This is a genomic window from Streptomyces sp. NPDC034111 (assembly GCF_055575375.1).
Genome location: NZ_JBVIST010000001.1, coordinates 401,563 through 417,572, shown reverse-complemented (window position 1 = coordinate 417,572; position 16,010 = coordinate 401,563). Strand labels below are relative to the sequence as shown.

Below are 16,010 nucleotides of genomic sequence, written 5' to 3'. Positions count from 1 at the left end.
AGGTCGGCACGGGGTGCCGCATTTTTAGGCACCGCGTGCCAGGAGTGGGAGGCTGCTCCGGACGGCCCCGAGACCCTCGGCCGGAGGGGTCTCAGCCCCTCGGCCTGCCGCCCCTCAGACCCTTGGAGCGCAGCTCAGCACATGTGCCTTGAGCAGCGCACCGATCTTCGGGTCGCGCCGCTGGAAGGCGTCCACGATCTCCTGGTGGTCCTGGGCGTGCGAGCGCGGCTCCGGGCTGAACCAGCGGATCGACAGCGTCGTCCAGACCTCGATCCCCAGCGACTCCCAGGTGTGCAGCAGCACGGCGTTCCCGGCCGCCCGCACGATCTCCCGGTGGAAGGCCACCGTGTGCCGTACCTGCGCCTCCCCGTCGCCCGCCAGATCCGCCTCGCGCAGGGCCGCCACCTCGCGCTCCAGCGCCGCGGTGTCCTCGGCCAGCCGTCCGGCGGCCAGCTCCGCGGCCACCTGCTCCAGCCCGGCCCGCACCGGGTAGCTCTCCTTCAGGTCGTCCGCGGTCAGATTCCGTACCCGTACGCCCTTGTTCGGAGCCGACTCGATCAGCTGAAGCGACTCCAGCTCCCGCAGCGCCTCCCGTACGGGCGTCTGGCTGACCTCCAGCTCCACCGCGATCCGCCGCTCCACGATCCGCTCGCCCGGCTGCCAGCGGCCGCTGACGATCCCCTCGAGGATGTGCTCGCGGATCTGCTCGCGCAGCGAATGGACGACGGGCGGGGTCATGAGGTGCTCCTTCAGAGCGGATGGTGACGAGGAGGCCATTATCCGTGACGGACGGAAGGGCCCGGAGGGCGAACGGGGTCGGAGAGCCGCAAAGGGGCCGGCCCCGGTCCGTACGGATGCTGTACGGACCGGGGCCGGCCCCCTGCTACACGACTACCGGATGGCTGCCGGGACTCAGAGACCGATCTCGGTCTCGAACTCGGCGGCCTCCAGGATCTGCTTGACCGTGGTCAGGTAGCGGGCGGCGTCGGCGCCGTCCACCAGACGGTGGTCGTAGGAGAGCGCGAGGTAGGTCATGTCGCGCACCGCGATGGTCTCGCCGAGGTCCGGGTGGTTGATGACCACCGGGCGCTTGACGGTCGCGCCGATGCCCAGGATGCCGACCTGGTTCGGGGGCACGATGACGGTGTCGAACAGGGCGCCGCGCGAACCGGTGTTGCTGATGGTGAAGGTCGCACCGGACAGCTCGTCCGGCGTGATCTTGTTCGCGCGGACCTTGCCCGCCAGGTCCGCCGTCTTGCGGGCGATACCGGCGATGTTGAGGTCACCGGCGTCCTTGATGACCGGGGTCATCAGGCCCTTCTCCGAGTCCACCGCGATACCGACGTTCTCGGTGTCGAAGTAGGTGATGGTGCCCTCGTCCTCGTTGATCCGGGCGTTGACGACCGGGTGGGCCTTCAGCGCCTGGACGGCGGCCTTCACGAAGAACGGCATCGGGGAGAGCTTGACGCCCTCACGCTGCGCGAAGGCGTCCTTGGCCTTGTTGCGCATCCGCATGATCGCGGTGATGTCCACCTCGACCACGGAGGTCAGCTGCGCCTGGCCGTGCAGGGCCTTCATCATGTTGTCGCCGATGGCCTTGCGGATGCGCGGCATCTTGACGGTCTGACCGCGCAGCGGGGAGACCTCCAGCGCCGGAGCCTTGGCGGCGGGGGCGGCGGCGGCCGGCGCGGCCGCGGCCTTGGCGGCCTCGGCGGCGGCGATGACGTCCTGCTTGCGGATGCGGCCACCGACGCCGGTGCCCTTGACCGTGGCCAGGTTGACGCCGTTCTCCGCGGCGAGCTTGCGCACCAGCGGAGTGACGTACGCGCCCTCGCCCTCACCGGCGGCCGGAGCCGGGGTGACAGGCGCCGGAGCGGCCGGGGCCGGAGCCGGCGCGGGGGCCGGAGCCGGGGCGGCCGGAGCGGCGGGCGCCGGGGCAGCGGCGGCCGGAGCCGGAGCCGGGGCGGGCGCCGGAGCGGCGGCGGGGGCCGGGGCGGCCGGAGCCGGGGCAGCGGCCGGAGCGGCACCCGCGGCGCCGATGACGGCGAGCTTGGCGCCGACCTCGGCGGTCTCGTCCTCACCGACGACGATCTCCAGCAGCACGCCGGAGGCCGGGGCCGGGATCTCGGTGTCGACCTTGTCGGTGGAGACCTCCAGCAGCGGCTCGTCCGCCTGGACCTCCTCGCCGACCTCCTTCAGCCAACGGGTGACGGTGCCCTCGGTGACGCTCTCGCCGAGCGCGGGAAGGACGACGTCGGTGCCCTCGGCAGCGCCGGCGGGGGCGGCAGCGGGGGCGGGGGCAGCGGCCGGAGCCGGGGTGGGCTCGGGCTGCGGCTGGGCGGCCGGGGCCGGCGCGGCCGCCGGGGCGCCCGTGCCGTCGTCGATGACGGCCAGCTCGGCGCCGACCTCCACGGTCTCGTCCTCGGCCACCTTGATGGCCGTCAGGACGCCGGAGGCCGGGGCCGGGATCTCGGTGTCGACCTTGTCGGTCGACACCTCCAGCAGGGGCTCGTCGGCCTCGACGCGCTCACCCTCGGCCTTCAGCCAGCGAGTGACGGTGCCCTCGGTGACGCTCTCGCCGAGCGCCGGCAGGGTTACGGAAACCGCCATGGTTTCGGTTGCTCCTTACGAATTGCGGGATGTGGTCGCGCCCGGACTGGGGTCAGTCGTGGGAGTGGAGAGGCTTGCCGGCCAGGGCCAGGTGGGCCTCGCCGAGCGCCTCGTTCTGCGTCGGGTGCGCGTGTACGAGCTGCGCAACCTCGGCCGGCAGGGCCTCCCAGTTGTAGACCAGCTGGGCCTCACCGACCTGCTCGCCCATACGGTCACCGACCATGTGGACGCCGACCACGGCACCGTCCTTGACCTGGACGAGCTTGATCTCGCCCGTGGTCTTCAGGATCTTGCTCTTGCCGTTGCCCGCGAGGTTGTACTTCAGAGCGACGACCTTGTCGGCACCGTACAGCTCCTTGGCCTTGGCCTCGGTGATACCGACCGAGGCGACCTCGGGGTGGCAGTACGTGACGCGCGGCACGCCGTCGTAGTCGATCGGCACGACGTTCAGACCGGCCAGCCGCTCCGCCACCAGCATGCCCTCGGCGAAGCCGACGTGCGCGAGCTGGAGGGTGGGAACGAGGTCACCGACCGCCGAGATGGTCGGCACGTTGGTCTGCATGTACTCGTCGACCAGGACGTAGCCGCGGTCCATCGCGACGCCCTGCTCCTCGTAGCCCAGGCCCGCCGAGACCGGCCCACGGCCGATCGCGACCAGCAGCACCTCGGCCTCGAAGGTCTTGCCGTCGGCGAGGGTGACCTTGACGCCGTCGGCGGTGTACTCGGCCTTGTCGAAGAAGGTGCCGAGGTTGAACTTGATGCCCCGCTTGCGGAAGGCCCGCTCCAGCAGCTTGGAGCTGTTCTCGTCCTCGACCGGGACGAGGTGCTTGAGGCCCTCGACGATGGTGACGTCGGTGCCGAAGGACTTCCACGCCGAGGCGAACTCGACGCCGATCACGCCGCCGCCCAGGACGATCGCCGACTTCGGCACCCGGTCCAGCTTGAGCGCGTGGTCCGAGGAGATGATGCGGTTGCCGTCGATCTCCAGGCCCGGCAGCGACTTCGGCACGGAGCCGGTCGCCAGCAGGACGTGCCGGCCCTGGACGCGCTGGCCGTTGACGTCGACGGAGGTCGGGGAGGACAGCCGGCCCTCACCCTCGATGTACGTCACCTTGCGCGAGGCGATCAGGCCCTGGAGCCCCTTGTACAGGCCCGAGATGACCTCGTCCTTGTACTTGTGGACCGCCTCGATGTCAATGCCCTCGAAAGTGGCCTTGACACCGAACTGCTCGCTCTCGCGAGCCTGGTCGGCGATCTCACCGGCGTGCAGCAGAGCCTTCGTGGGGATGCAGCCGTTGTGCAGGCAGGTGCCGCCGACCTTGCCCTTCTCGATCAGGGCGACGTCCAGGCCCAGCTGCGCCCCGCGCAGAGCAGCGGCGTAACCGCCGCTGCCGCCACCGAGGATCACTAGGTCGAAAACGGTGCTGGCGTCGTTCGCCACGTCACGTCCTCCATGCATGGGTGCGCCGGAACCGGTCCTCGATGACCGGACCGCGGCTGTTGTTCGGCCGCTTTATGTTTCGGCCCTGGGTAAGGGGGGCCCTGTCCTGCCGGGAACCCATCTTCGCACTTGTTCAACGAAGCCGGGACGGCGGGCCGGACTCTGGACGGCTGATCGGCCGCCTCAAGGGGGTTACTGGGGCGTACACACGTACTGATTTCGTTGTGGGCGAACGGACCGCCGCGCGCCTACGGCCCCGGGCTGGTACGCGCGGGGCCGTAGGGGCAATGCGGTCAGGGGGGAGGAAATTCCCCGGGGCGGCCGTCAGCCGAGGTCGCCCGCCGCGGTCCGCTCGGCGAGGCGCACCAGGGTGCGCACCGCGGATCCCGTACCGCCCTTGGGGGTGTAGCCCCACGGCGAGCCCTCGTGGAAGGCCGGGCCCGCGATGTCCAGGTGCGCCCAGGTGATGCCCTCGCCGATGAACTCCTTCAGGAAGAGCCCGGCCACCAGGCCGCCGCCCATCCGCTCGCCCATGTTGGCGATGTCGGCGACCGGGGAGTCCATGCCCTTGCGCAGGTGGGACGGCATCGGCATGGGCCAGGACTGCTCGCCGACCTCCTCCGCGATCTCGTGGATCGAGGTGCGGAAGGCGTCGTCGTTCGCCATGATCCCGAAGTGGCGGTGGCCGAGGGCCAGCACCATCGCACCGGTCAGCGTGGCGACGTCCACGATCGCGTCCGGCGACTCCTCCGAGGCCCGGGTCAGCGCGTCGGCCAGCACGAGCCGGCCCTCGGCGTCGGTGTTGAGCACCTCGACGGTCTTGCCGCTGTACATGGTCAGCACGTCACCGGGACGGGTGGCGGAACCGGACGGCATGTTCTCGGCGAGCGCCAGCCAGCCGGTGACATTGACCTCCAGGCCGAGCCGGGCGGCGGCCACGACCGCGGCGAAGACCGCGGCGGCACCGCTCATGTCGCACTTCATGGTCTCGTTGTGGCCGGCCGGCTTGAGGGAGATACCGCCCGAGTCGTACGTGATGCCCTTGCCGACCAGTGCCAGGGTCTTGGTCGCCTTGGCGTGCGTGTGCGCGATCCGCACCAGCCGCGGCGGGGCCTCCGAGCCCTGACCGACGCCCAGCAGACCGCCGTAGCCGCCCTTCTTGAGCGCCTTCTCGTCCAGCACCTCGACCTTGAGCCCGAACTCCTTGGCCGCGGCCTGCGCCTGGGCGGCGAAGGACTTCGGGTCGAGGTCGTTGGAGGGCATGTTGATCAGATCGCGGGCGCGGTTGATCTCCGCGGCCAGCGTCAGGGAGCGCTCGGCGGCGGCCTTGAACTCCTTGTCGCGCGGCTTGCCGCCGAGGAGCGCGACCTCCGCCAGCGGCTGCGACGCGGCGTCGTTCTTCTTGCCCTTGCCCTTGCCGTTCCCGTTGCTGCGGTAAGCGGTGAAGGCGTACGCACCGAGCAGCGCGCCCTCGCTCACCGCGGCGGCCGCCTCGGCGTCCTCGACCGGCAGGGCGAAGCCGGCCTTCTTGCTGCCGGCCAGCGCACGGGCGGCGCTGCCCGCGGCGCGCCGCAGCGCCTCGTTGTCGTAGGCCTCGCCCTTGGCCGGGGCGTCGCCCAGGCCGACCGCCAGCACGACCGGCGCCTTGAGGCCGTCCGCGGCGGGCAGCTTGGTCACCTCGCCCTCGGCACCACTCGCGCCGAGGGTCTCCAGCACACCGGTGAGCTTGCCGCCGAAGGCCTTGTCCACGGCCTCCGCGCCGGGGGCGACGACGACGCCCTTGGCGCCCTTGGCCACGCCGACGACGACGGCATCCGCACGCACCGTTGCGGCGGAAGAAGTACTGAGGGTCAGTGCAGTCACGGTGATGAGAGTCCTGTTCCGTCCGGGAATCCGTCTTTGCGCCTTGGGCGCTGCTGCGCCCGAGCCTACGCGCGGCGGCGCGGCGAGGCCCGGCGTGCTGGATTACCGGTTACCCGCGGGTCCGTTGCGGGGCACCGGCACACAGCCGCAAAAGGGTCGAACTCACCATGAAAGCGGGGGAGTTGGCAGGGGGTGGGCGTTCAGCCGAGTGTCAGTGCGAGCAGTGCCACCAGCCCCGCGGCCTCGGCCAGCGCGCCGAACACATCCCCCGTCACCCCGCCGAAGCGCCGCCGGCAGTGCCCCAGCAGCAGTTCGCCGGCGCCCAGTCCGAGCAGCGCCGCGCACCCGGCGTGCAGCGCGCCGTACGCACCGAAGGCGGCGCCCGCGCCCGCGCACCCGGCCGCCACCAGCGCCCCGCACAGCAGCGCCGCCCGGACCGGGACGGTGCCCGCGACCGCCGCGCCCAGCCCCTCAGGGCGGGCCGCCGGCACCCCCGTACGGGAGGCCAGGGTCAGCGCACCGCGCGCGGTGACCGCCGCGACCACCGCCCCGAGCGCGCCGTACGCCCAGCCCCCGGCGTACAGCCCGGCCAGCGCGGCCACTTGGGCCAGCAGGGTGAACAGCAGCGTGATGACCCCGAACGGGCCGATGTCGGACTGCTTCATGATGCGCAGCGCGTCCTCGGCCGGCTTGCCGCTGCCCAGCCCGTCGGCGGTGTCGGCGAGCCCGTCGAGATGCAGCCCGCGGGTGAGCGCGGCGGGCACCGCGGCCGATGCCACGGCGGCGAGCAGCGGACCGCCGCCGAGCAGCAGCAGCGCCCCGCCGAGCGCCGCCGCGCACAGCCCCACCACCAGCCCGGCCAGCGGCGCACAGAGCATTCCGCCGCGTGCCGCGTCGCGGTCCCAGCGGGTGACCCGTACCGGCAGCACGGTCAGCGTCCCGAACGCGAAGCGCAGGGCGTCGGAGGGGGCCGGGGGAGCGGGGGTGGCGTTCACCGCGGCAGGCTATCCGGGCGTCCGCCGGGTTCGCCTGCCGCCCCGGAACGCCCGGAGAGGGCCTAATGGTGCCGGTATGTCATACGTCTCACGTGACGGGAGCGGGCGGCATGGGGCACTGGTGGTACCGCAACATCGTCGAGCCGGGGAAGCTGCCACTGCTGCTCTCCCTGGCCTCCTTCGTGCTGACCTTCCTCGTGACCCGGTCCATCACCCGGCTCATCCGCGCGGGCAAGGGCCCGTTCCGGAACGTCAGCCCGGGCGGCCTCCACATCCACCATGTCGTGCCCGGCGTGGTGCTGATGGTCGTCGGCGGCTTCATCGCGCTCGCCGGTGACCGGCGCGGCTTCGGCGCAGGGGTCGCGTCGGTGCTCTTCGGGATGGGCGTCGGGCTGGTGCTGGACGAGTTCGCGCTGATCCTGCATCTCGACGATGTCTACTGGACCGAGGAGGGGACCAAGAGCGTCGAGGCCGTCATCCTCACCGTCGCGCTGGTCGCCCTGGTCCTCGGCGGCTTTCTGCCGTTCGGCGTCAATGAACTGAGTCCGGACGAGACGGACGACCGCTTCACGGTCGTGCGGACCGTGGCCGTCAACTTCCTCTTCGCGCTCATCGCGCTGCTCAAGGGGAAGGCCCGGATGGCGGTCATCGGGGTGTTCGTGCCGTTCGTCGCGCTCTTCGGCGCGATCCGGCTGGCCCGGCCCAACTCGCCCTGGGCCAGGCGTCTCTACCGCAGACGGCCGAAGGCGCGGGCCCGTGCCCAGGTCCGCGCCTACCGTCACGACCTACGCTGGTCGGTCCTGCGCCGCAGGGTCGAGCACCTCATCGGAGGCGCCCCCAGCCGCTGAGCCGCTGCCCCGCGCGCTGCGCATCGCGCGGCTTGGCCGGCCGGAACACCTCCCACAGCCCGCACACCGTCAGCACCGCCAGTATCGCCGCTATGTGCTCCTTGCCCGCCAGGTTGTTCTTGATGAAGACCACCTCGACGACCATCGCCAGCACCACCAGCGCCCCGGTGAACCACGCCCGGTAGCGCCAGCAGACGAACACCGCCAGCCCCACCACGGCCGCCGAAGGACCGGTGTCGATGACGTACTTGTCCGAGTCGGGCAGGCCGAGGGGGCTCTGCGGGCCGATCCAGATGCCGATCCGCGCGTACATCGTCCCGGCGAGCGTGGCCAGGTAGGCGACCAGCAGCATCTGCCGCCAGCCCACGCAGATCTCGGCGATCCCGAAGACGATCAGGATCTGGGCCAGGGCGCCCCACACCGGGAGGTCCAGGGCGGGCACGAACAGCGACAGCGGGGTGCGCAGCAGCGCCAGCCACAGATGCTCCCAGGCCTGTACGGAGCCGATGTTCTGGATCGTCCGATAGCCCCAGGCCTGGTTCTGCACCAACTGGAAGACGAGGGTCAGACAGACCGCGCTGAGCGTCGCCGGAATCGCCCGGAGCTTCGCAGCGGTCAGCGCGGACCGGACCGGCCTCAGGAGCGGGCCCCACTCGGCACGCGCGGCGCGGCGCAGGGCGGGCATCGCCCCCCGTCCCGGCGCGGGTACGTTCCCGCGTCCCGGCGCGGGGACATCCCCCCGCCCCGCCCCAGCCGAGCTCATCTCACATTCTCCAGGTGCTTGCGGTTCAGCCACTTGGGCAGACCAGGTGCTTCCAGAAAGCCTTCCGCACGGGCGGCGGCGATTCCGATCCGCAGCAAATCCGTGCTCTTCTCGAAGAGCAGGTACCGGGGCTCCCAGATCGGACGGTATTTCGCATTGGCGCGATAGAGCGATTCGATCTGCCACCACCTCGAGAAGAAACTGAGCAGTGAGCGCCACAGGCGCAGCACCGGGCCCGCGCCGAGTCGCGATCCACGTTCGAAGACGGAACGGAACATCGCGAAGTTCAGTGAGAGCTGAGTGATCTCCACCTCTTTCGCGCGCTGGATCAGCTCCAGGACCATGAACTCCATCAGCCCGTTCTCGGAGTTGCGGTCGCGCCGCATCAGATCCAGCGAAAGGCCCTTCTCGCCCCACGGGACGAAACTGAGCAGCGCCCGCAGCTCGCCGGTTTCCTCCCCGTCGCCGCCGTCCCGGCACTCCAGCATCACGCAACGCCCGTCCCCGGGATCACCGAGCCGGCCCAGCGCCATCGAGAAGCCGCGCTCGGTCTCCCCGTCGCGCCAGTCGTCGGCCAGCCGCAGCAGCCGGTCCATCTCCTCCGCGGGGATGTCCTCGTGCCGCCGGATCCGGACCGTGTAGCCGGCCCGCTTGATGCGGTTGTAGGCCTGCCGCACGGTGCGCATCGCCCGGCCGTCGAGGGTGAACTCCGCGGTCTCCACGATCGCTTCGTCGCCGAGCTCCAGCGCGTCCAGACCGTGCCGGGCGTAGATCGTGCCGCCCTCCTCGCTGGCGCCCATCACGGCCGGCGCCCAGCCGTGCTCCCGGGCCTCCGCCAGCCATACCTCGATCGCCCCCGGCCAGGCCTCGGGGTCGCCCAGCGGATCGCCGGAGGCCAGTGACACCCCGCCCACCACGCGGTAGGTGACCGCCGCCTTGCCGCTGGGGGAGAACAGCACGCTCTTGTCCCGGCGCAGCGCGAAGTACCCCAGCGAATCGCGGTCGCCGTGCCGGGCGAGCAGGCCGCGCAGCCGCTCCTCGTCGTCCTCGGTGATCGCCTCGGTGCTGCGTACGGAGCGGAACGCCGCCCACAGCACGGCCACCAGCAGCAGCGCGCTCAGCACATTGATCGTGACGTTGACCCAGTTCGGGGTGTCGATCCCGGGGAAGTGCTGGTCGTCGGCGGCCAGCGACACCAGCCGCATCAGCCCGTAGCGCCAGCGCTGTACGAACGTCGAGGGGGCGTCCGCGGTGTTGGCGACGGTCACCAGCAGCGCCGCGAGCAGCGAGGTGACCAGCAGCCCGCCGGCCGCGACCGCCGCCGCCAGCTTCGGGTTCGAGCGGTCGCCCTTCGCGTAGAACTCCCGGCGCCCGACCACCAGCGCGACGGCGAACAGCGCCGTCAGCACCAGCGACACCCAGTTCTGCACATGCCCGCGGAACTCCGGTGCGGCCACCAGCGCAAACGCGAACAGCAGCGCAAGCAGCCCGGACAGCACCAGATTGAGGATCCAGGCCGCCCGCTTACGGCGGCGCAGGGTGACCGACAGGAAAAGCGAAAAGGCGGCGGAGGCGAAACCCGCCGTCAGCAAATACGGAGTGAAGTACTCCGCTATGTTGTGCCGGCGGATGTCATTGCCGAATGACACCGATACCGCGCTCAGCAGATTGATGAACGTGACCGTGCGCAAATACCAGATGCCGAACGCGGCACCACGCTGTGACCAGCGACCGCGGGGGCGGTCGTCATGACCTTCGTCCCGACTCAAGCGATGTCTCCCATAAAAAACGTGTAAAGCGCGATCTTATGGGGCGCCGCCGGTCGTCCGGTACGGGCATGAAGCAGTCGGCGCCCCGGCTCCGGAGCGCTCGTCCGCTCACTTTCTGCGGTCGCCGGCCCCGGTCGGCCGGCGACGCATCAGTCGCGTACGGGCAGTTCTGCCGCCAGGGCCGCGGCCGCCTGCACCAGTGGCAGGGCGAGCAGCGCCCCCGTCCCCTCCCCAGCAGTGACGCCGTGGTCGAGGAGAGGGTTGAGTGCGATCCGGTCCAGCGCCTTGGCCTGGGCCGGCTCACCGCTCGCCTGACCGGCCAGCCACCAGTCCGGCGCCCGGAACGCCACCCGCTGCGCCACCAGCGCACAGGCCGCCGAAACCACCCCGTCCAGGATCACCGGCGTCCTGCGCACCGCGCTCTGCAACAGAAAGCCGGTCATCGCGGTCAGATCCGCCCCGCCGACCGTCGCCAGCAGCTCCAGCTGATCGCCGAGCACCGGGCGGGCCCGGCGCAGCGCGTCCCGGATCGCCGCGCACTTGCGCATCCAGGCCAGATCGTCGATCCGGGCCCCGCCCCGGCCGGTGACCACCGAGGCGTCCGTCCCGCACAGCGCGGCGATCAGGGTGCTCGCCGCCGTCGTACCGCCGACGCTCAGATCGCCCAGCACCACCAGATCGGTGCCGGCGTCCGCCTCCTCGTCCGCGAGCGCCATCCCGGCCCGGAACGCCGCCTCGGCCTCCTCGGCCGTCAGCGCGTCCTCGATGTCGATCCGGCCGCAGCCGCGCCGCACCCGGTGGCGGGTGACCTCCTCGGGCAGCTCCTCGGGGTCGCAGTCGACCGCCATGTCCACCACGCGCAGCTGCGCCCCCGCACGGCGAGCCAGCACCGCGGCCGGGCTCGCACCGTCCAGCACGGCCCGTACGAGATCCCTGGTGCCGCCGGCCGGCCGGGCCGACACCCCCAGCTCCGCCACCCCGTGATCGCCCGCGAACAGCAGCACCCGCGGCCGCTCGACGGGCCGCACCGGCACCTGCGCCTGCGCACCGGCCAGCCACTCGCCCAGCTCGTCGAGCCGGCCGAGCGCCCCCGGCGGCACGGCCAGCCGCGCCCGCCGCTCCTCGGCGTCACGGCGCACCCCGCCATCGGGGCGTTCGATCAGGTCGGCGAAGTCATCGAGGTTCAGGGCGCTCATTGGGCGCAGATTACCGGCAATGCGTTCGGCATGCGGCGGGGTTGCCGGGCGTCCGTCCCCGGGCCCGGAACCGGACCTCCCACACCACCGGCGTCAGCGCCCGCAGCAGCGGCAGCCGGTGCCGGAGCCCGGCCGGCCTGCGGGCACGTACGGACTCGACGCCCGAAGGCGCCTTGGCGAGGAAGCCCGCCCACCATGGCGGTGCGTCAAAGACCAGCGCACCACCGGGAAACCGCTGTGCGCACACCGCCGGCAGCCCCCGCAGCCGCGCCGGCGTCAGCCGGCCGAGCGCCCCGTGCGCCAGGACGACGACCCCGCGCCGTGGGTCCGGCACCGCGTCCAGCCAGCGCTCATCGTCCACCGCACAGGCGAGCGTGTGCCGCCGGGCGTCGTCCGGCAGCAGCATCCGGCGCAGCGCGGCGGCCTCGGGCGGCTGCACCGTCAGCCAGTTGAGCCGCCCGTTGTCCAGCCGCCAGAAGCCGGTGCCCAGCCCCTCGCCGAGCGCGACCACCGTCGCCTCCGGATGCTCCGCCACGTAGGCGCGCACCGCCGCATCGAGACGCTCGGTCAGCTCGGTTCCGGTCACGGGTCAAGAGCACCCGCCGCCGCGCCCCCGGGCAAGCGGACACGGGCCGCGTCCGCCCTACGTCATCCACGCAGCGCAAGCGCCTGGCCCGCGACGACCAGCAGCAGCTGCTCGCACTCCGCGCCGAACGCCGCGTTCAGCCGCCCCAGTTCGTCGCGGAACCGGCGCCCGGCCGCGGTCGCCGGGACGACGCCCGAGCCGACCTCGTTACTGACCGCCACCACCGGCCGGTGCGTCGCCCGCACCGCCGCCACCAGCGCATCGGCCCGCTCCCGCAGCGCCCGCCGGCCACCGGCCTCCCAGGTCGCGTCGTCCCACGCCCCGACCTCGTCCATGACATGCGTCAGCCACAGCGCCAGACAGTCGATCAGCAACGGTGACTCGTCGGTGTCCGGCCCGCCCGACTCCAGAAGCGGCACCAGATTGCAGGTCTCCACGGTGCGCCAGCTGTTCGGCCGCCGCTCGCGGTGCAGCGCGATCCGCTCCGCCCACTCCTCGTCGCCGTCCCGTGTGCCGCCGGTCGCCACGTAGACCACGTCCGGGAAGGCCGCGAGCCGCCGCTCCGCCTCCGCCGACTTCCCGCTGCGCGCCCCGCCCAGCACCAGCGTGCGGCGCGGCAGATCCGGCACCGCGTGGTACTCACCGACCACCAGCGAGCTGCCGTCCGCCACCGCGCGGGCGCCCACCGCCGCCAGCCTGCGGTGCAGCTCGGGCCCCGGCGGCACCCCGTGGTCGATGTGCACCGCCACCACATCCGTCGCCGCGTCCACCGCCCCGCTCGCCCGCAGCCGCGCCAGCGCGTCCGGCCGGTCCAGTACGTCGAGCAGCACCAGGTCGTACGGGCCGTTGCCGTCACCCGCGCCCCCGGTGCGGGCACCGGAGCGGCCGGCGGCCGCGCTGCTCTCCCCGAGCCCGGCCGGTGCCGCGCCCGGCGGCAGATACAGCAGCCGCTCGCCCCCGGGGCCGGAGATCTCATAGCCGGTTCCGGGGATGTCCACCGCGAGGGCGCGCACCCGGTGCCCGTCGAGCAGCGCCAGCTCCCGCCCGTCGGCGACCCGCCCCGGGGTGGGCAGGCCGGCCGGCACCTCCATCGCCGGCCCGTCGTGCGGATGGGAGAGCAGCACCTGCCGTACGCCCGTCAGCGACTGCCCGGCACGGGCGGCCGCGAAGGCCGGGCCCGGCGTCAGATCGATCAGCAGCGCACCGTCGACCAGCAGCGCGGTCGCCGCCCGCGCCTCATTCCCGACGGCGGTCGCACAGGAGGCACACGGGCAGCTGGGGCGCGGCAGCCCGAGCGGGGCCCCGGTGCCGAGGAGAGTCACGTCCACACCGCCGAGTTTCCCGCGTCCCGTTCCGGTGAGCGCGGCGGGGGCACCTCTCGACACGGCCAATCCGGTACGGCATGTTCCCGTATGGCGGGGTGGACAGGGCCGGGAGCGAAACCACCAGGATCGGGACCGCAACCACCAACGGCTCCGCCCCGGCACACCACGACGCACGGCAACACGGCCGTTAGGCTGCCGATCAGCACGGAAGCACGGCACGGCGGAGTGCGTCCCGACGCGGTCCGCGGTGGCACAGACACGTACTCGGTGGGATCCAGGAGGCGCAGATGGCGTGGACGTGGCGGTTCGAGAAGGCCGACGGTACGGAGACGGCGCCGGCCGTGGAACCGGAAGAGTTCACCACGCAGGGGGATGCCGAGTCCTGGATCGGTGAGGAGTGGAAGGCCCTCCTCGAAGGAGGCGTCGACCAGGTCCGCCTCTTCGAGGACGGCAAGGAGGTCTACGCGGGGCCGATGAGCCTGCACGCGGAGACCGAGGCGGACGCGGACGCCTGAGCCGGAACGGCAGCGGGCCGGGTCCGTACGGAACGGACCCGGCCCGGCACCACAGCGGAACCTACGGCCGCTCGCCGCGCTTGACCTGGGGCTTGGGCAGCCGCAGTCGCCGCAGCTGAAGCGTCCGCATCACCGCGTACGCCTTCACGCCCTTGAGGTTCTCGTTCGGGAACTTCTCCTGGAGCCGCTTGCCCAGGCGGAACCAGATCATGATCGAGTCCAGCACGATCAGCACGATGATCACGAGCCACAGCATCAGCGCGATGTTCTGGAGCGCCGGGACCCTGATCATGGTGAGCACCAGGATCACCACGGCCATCGGCAGGAAGAACTCCGCGATGCACCAGCGCGAGTCGACGTAGTCCCGCGCGAACCGGCGCACCGGTCCCTTGTCACGCGCCGGCAGATACCGCTCGTCGCCGCTCGCCAGCGCCTCGCGCTGACGGGCCAGGTCGGCGCGGCGCGCCTCCCGCTGGGCCTTGGCGGCGTCCTTGCGGTTGGTCGGCGTATGCGCACGGGACCGGCGCTGCGACTGGGCATCGCTGCGCTTGGGCGTCGGGCGGCCCTTGGGGGCCTGCGGATCGCGGGGCTGCTGGGGCTGGTCCGCGGTCACCTTGGCGGTCGCGGCCTGCTCATCCTTCGAACGGCTTCGGAACACAACACCCAAGGGTACGTGCTCGGCGCGGATGGGACAGGGTCCGACGGGGAACGATCCGGCAACGGCGGCCGCCCGGCACCGGAGTCCGGAGGGTCCCTACTCCTTGCAGGGGAGAAGATGCGCTGCGCGATCGTCCTGGAGGAGGAGCGCATCCGGGCGCGAACAGTGCGGTAATGGAACCAGGGCCCGTACTGTGGGGTCTGTAGATGTGCTGGAGCCTAAGCCCGAGGCAACTCGGTCAGAAGGGGGCGCGCGAGGCCCATGAGCGATGGTGTCATGAAGCGGATGGGGATGATCTTCCGCGCGAAGGCCAACAAGGCCCTGGACCGGGCCGAAGACCCGCGCGAGACCCTCGACTACTCGTACCAGAAGCAGCTGGAGCTGCTTCAGAAGGTACGCCGCGGCGTCGCCGACGTGGCGACCTCCCGCAAGCGCCTGGAGTTGCAGCTCAACCAGCTCCAGGGCCAGTCCGCCAAGCTGGAGGACCAGGGCCGCAAGGCGCTGGCGCTCGGCCGCGAGGACCTGGCCCGCGAGGCGCTGACCCGGCGCAGCGCGCTGCAACAGCAGGTCACTGACCTGGAGACGCAGCACCAGACGCTCCAGGGCGAGGAGGAGAAGCTCACGCTCGCCGCGCAGCGGTTGCAGGCCAAGGTCGACGCCTTCCGTACGAAGAAGGAGACGATCAAGGCCACGTACACGGCTGCCCAGGCCCAGACCCGGATCGGCGAGGCCTTCTCCGGTATCTCCGAGGAGATGGGCGACGTCGGCCTGGCGATCCAGCGTGCGGAGGACAAGACCGCGCAGCTCCAGGCCAGGGCCGGTGCCATCGACGAGCTGATGGCGTCGGGCGCGCTGGACGACCCGTCCGGCATGGCCAAGGACGACATCACCGCCGAGCTGGACCGGCTGTCCGGCGGCAGCGATGTCGAGCTGGAGTTGCAGCGGATGAAGGCCGAGCTCGCGGGCGGCCCGTCGGCCGGCAAGCAGGCCCTGGAGAGCGGCCAGGGGGGCCAGGCTCAGCCCTCCCCGCAGCAGGACCAGCCGCGTTTCGACAAGCAGTGACGGCCGGCGGGGGTTAACCTCGCTGAGATCGTCGGCACCGGACCGAGGGAGACCGTCGTGATCGTACGGATCATGGGGGAGGGCCAGGTGAAGCTGGACGATGCCCACTTCATCGAGCTCAACAAGCTGGACGACGAGCTGCTCGCCGAGATGGAGAGCGGCGACCAGGAAGGCTTCCGGCGCACTCTCGGCGCCCTTCTGGACGCGGTGCGCCGCATGGGCACACCGCTTCCCGATGACTCCCTCGAACCGTCCGAACTGATCCTGCCGGCCCCCGACGCCACCCTCGCCGAGGTACGGGAGATGCTCAGCGACGACGGCCTCATCCCGGGCTGACCGCCTCCCTGCACCTCCACTCCAGCGCATACGGCATCCAGCG

At 71.9% G+C, this 16,010-nt stretch carries 15 protein-coding genes; 4 read left to right on the top strand and 11 right to left on the bottom strand.

The window, feature by feature from the left end:
* Nucleotides 1-114: 114 nt before the first annotated feature.
* The 5 genes from ACZ55A_RS01875 to ACZ55A_RS01855 form a co-directional block, all read right to left on the bottom strand.
* The gene (locus tag ACZ55A_RS01875) at nucleotides 115-738 is read right to left on the bottom strand and encodes a GntR family transcriptional regulator (protein ID WP_468831644.1); all 624 of its coding nucleotides are present in this window, start codon (nucleotides 736-738) and stop codon (nucleotides 115-117) included.
* 174 nt (nucleotides 739-912) lie between these two features.
* On the bottom strand, nucleotides 913-2,610 hold the full coding sequence (sucB, locus tag ACZ55A_RS01870; protein WP_468831641.1) for a 2-oxoglutarate dehydrogenase, E2 component, dihydrolipoamide succinyltransferase: 1,698 nt from the start codon (nucleotides 2,608-2,610) through the stop codon (nucleotides 913-915).
* 52 nt (nucleotides 2,611-2,662) lie between these two features.
* Nucleotides 2,663-4,051 (bottom strand): dihydrolipoyl dehydrogenase, encoded by a 1,389-nt coding sequence (gene lpdA / locus ACZ55A_RS01865; protein ID WP_468831638.1) that lies wholly within the window; start codon nucleotides 4,049-4,051, stop codon nucleotides 2,663-2,665.
* A 324-nt stretch (nucleotides 4,052-4,375) separates the two neighbouring features.
* Nucleotides 4,376-5,914, bottom strand: a complete 1,539-nt coding sequence (locus ACZ55A_RS01860; protein WP_468831635.1) for a leucyl aminopeptidase — start codon at nucleotides 5,912-5,914, stop codon at nucleotides 4,376-4,378.
* 200 nt (nucleotides 5,915-6,114) lie between these two features.
* Nucleotides 6,115-6,909, bottom strand: coding sequence for an adenosylcobinamide-GDP ribazoletransferase (locus tag ACZ55A_RS01855; RefSeq protein WP_468831632.1), 795 nt, complete (start codon nucleotides 6,907-6,909; stop codon nucleotides 6,115-6,117).
* Nucleotides 6,910-7,019: 110 nt separating this feature from the next.
* On the opposite strand from ACZ55A_RS01855, the gene ACZ55A_RS01850 reads away from it, so the two are divergent.
* Nucleotides 7,020-7,757: a hypothetical protein gene (locus ACZ55A_RS01850; protein WP_468831629.1), complete on the top strand. Its 738-nt coding sequence runs from the start codon at nucleotides 7,020-7,022 to the stop codon at nucleotides 7,755-7,757.
* Here the strand turns inward: ACZ55A_RS01850 and ACZ55A_RS01845 are convergent.
* From ACZ55A_RS01845 to ACZ55A_RS01825, 5 genes are all read right to left on the bottom strand, one after another.
* Nucleotides 7,732-8,442: a hypothetical protein gene (locus ACZ55A_RS01845; RefSeq protein WP_468831626.1), complete on the bottom strand. Its 711-nt coding sequence runs from the start codon at nucleotides 8,440-8,442 to the stop codon at nucleotides 7,732-7,734. The genes ACZ55A_RS01850 and ACZ55A_RS01845 overlap by 26 nt on opposite strands.
* A 74-nt stretch (nucleotides 8,443-8,516) precedes the next feature.
* Nucleotides 8,517-10,289, bottom strand: a complete 1,773-nt coding sequence (locus ACZ55A_RS01840; protein ID WP_468831623.1) for a phosphatidylglycerol lysyltransferase domain-containing protein — start codon at nucleotides 10,287-10,289, stop codon at nucleotides 8,517-8,519.
* A 149-nt stretch (nucleotides 10,290-10,438) separates the two neighbouring features.
* Nucleotides 10,439-11,485 (bottom strand): nicotinate-nucleotide--dimethylbenzimidazole phosphoribosyltransferase, encoded by a 1,047-nt coding sequence (gene cobT / locus ACZ55A_RS01835; RefSeq protein WP_468831619.1) that lies wholly within the window; start codon nucleotides 11,483-11,485, stop codon nucleotides 10,439-10,441.
* A gap of 10 nt (nucleotides 11,486-11,495) precedes the next feature.
* Entirely contained in the window at nucleotides 11,496-12,071 is a 576-nt protein-coding gene (locus ACZ55A_RS01830) for a class I SAM-dependent methyltransferase (protein ID WP_468831616.1), read from the bottom strand.
* A 62-nt stretch (nucleotides 12,072-12,133) separates the two neighbouring features.
* Complete coding sequence (locus ACZ55A_RS01825; protein ID WP_468831613.1) at nucleotides 12,134-13,399, bottom strand: bifunctional adenosylcobinamide kinase/adenosylcobinamide-phosphate guanylyltransferase; 1,266 nt, start codon at nucleotides 13,397-13,399, stop codon at nucleotides 12,134-12,136.
* Nucleotides 13,400-13,683: 284 nt separating this feature from the next.
* Between ACZ55A_RS01825 and ACZ55A_RS01820 the strand changes: the two genes are divergently transcribed.
* Entirely contained in the window at nucleotides 13,684-13,911 is a 228-nt protein-coding gene (locus tag ACZ55A_RS01820; RefSeq protein ID WP_468831610.1) for a hypothetical protein, read from the top strand.
* Nucleotides 13,912-13,972: 61 nt separating this feature from the next.
* Here ACZ55A_RS01820 and ACZ55A_RS01815 read toward each other — a convergent pair whose 3' ends face one another.
* Nucleotides 13,973-14,569, bottom strand: a complete 597-nt coding sequence (locus ACZ55A_RS01815; protein WP_468831607.1) for a DUF3043 domain-containing protein — start codon at nucleotides 14,567-14,569, stop codon at nucleotides 13,973-13,975.
* 276 nt (nucleotides 14,570-14,845) lie between these two features.
* Between ACZ55A_RS01815 and ACZ55A_RS01810 the strand changes: the two genes are divergently transcribed.
* Nucleotides 14,846-15,631, top strand: a complete 786-nt coding sequence (locus tag ACZ55A_RS01810) for a PspA/IM30 family protein (protein WP_467666629.1) — start codon at nucleotides 14,846-14,848, stop codon at nucleotides 15,629-15,631.
* A 57-nt stretch (nucleotides 15,632-15,688) separates the two neighbouring features.
* Nucleotides 15,689-15,967 (top strand): PspA-associated protein PspAA, encoded by a 279-nt coding sequence (gene pspAA / locus ACZ55A_RS01805; protein WP_468831604.1) that lies wholly within the window; start codon nucleotides 15,689-15,691, stop codon nucleotides 15,965-15,967.
* Nucleotides 15,968-16,010: the final 43 nt, after the last annotated feature.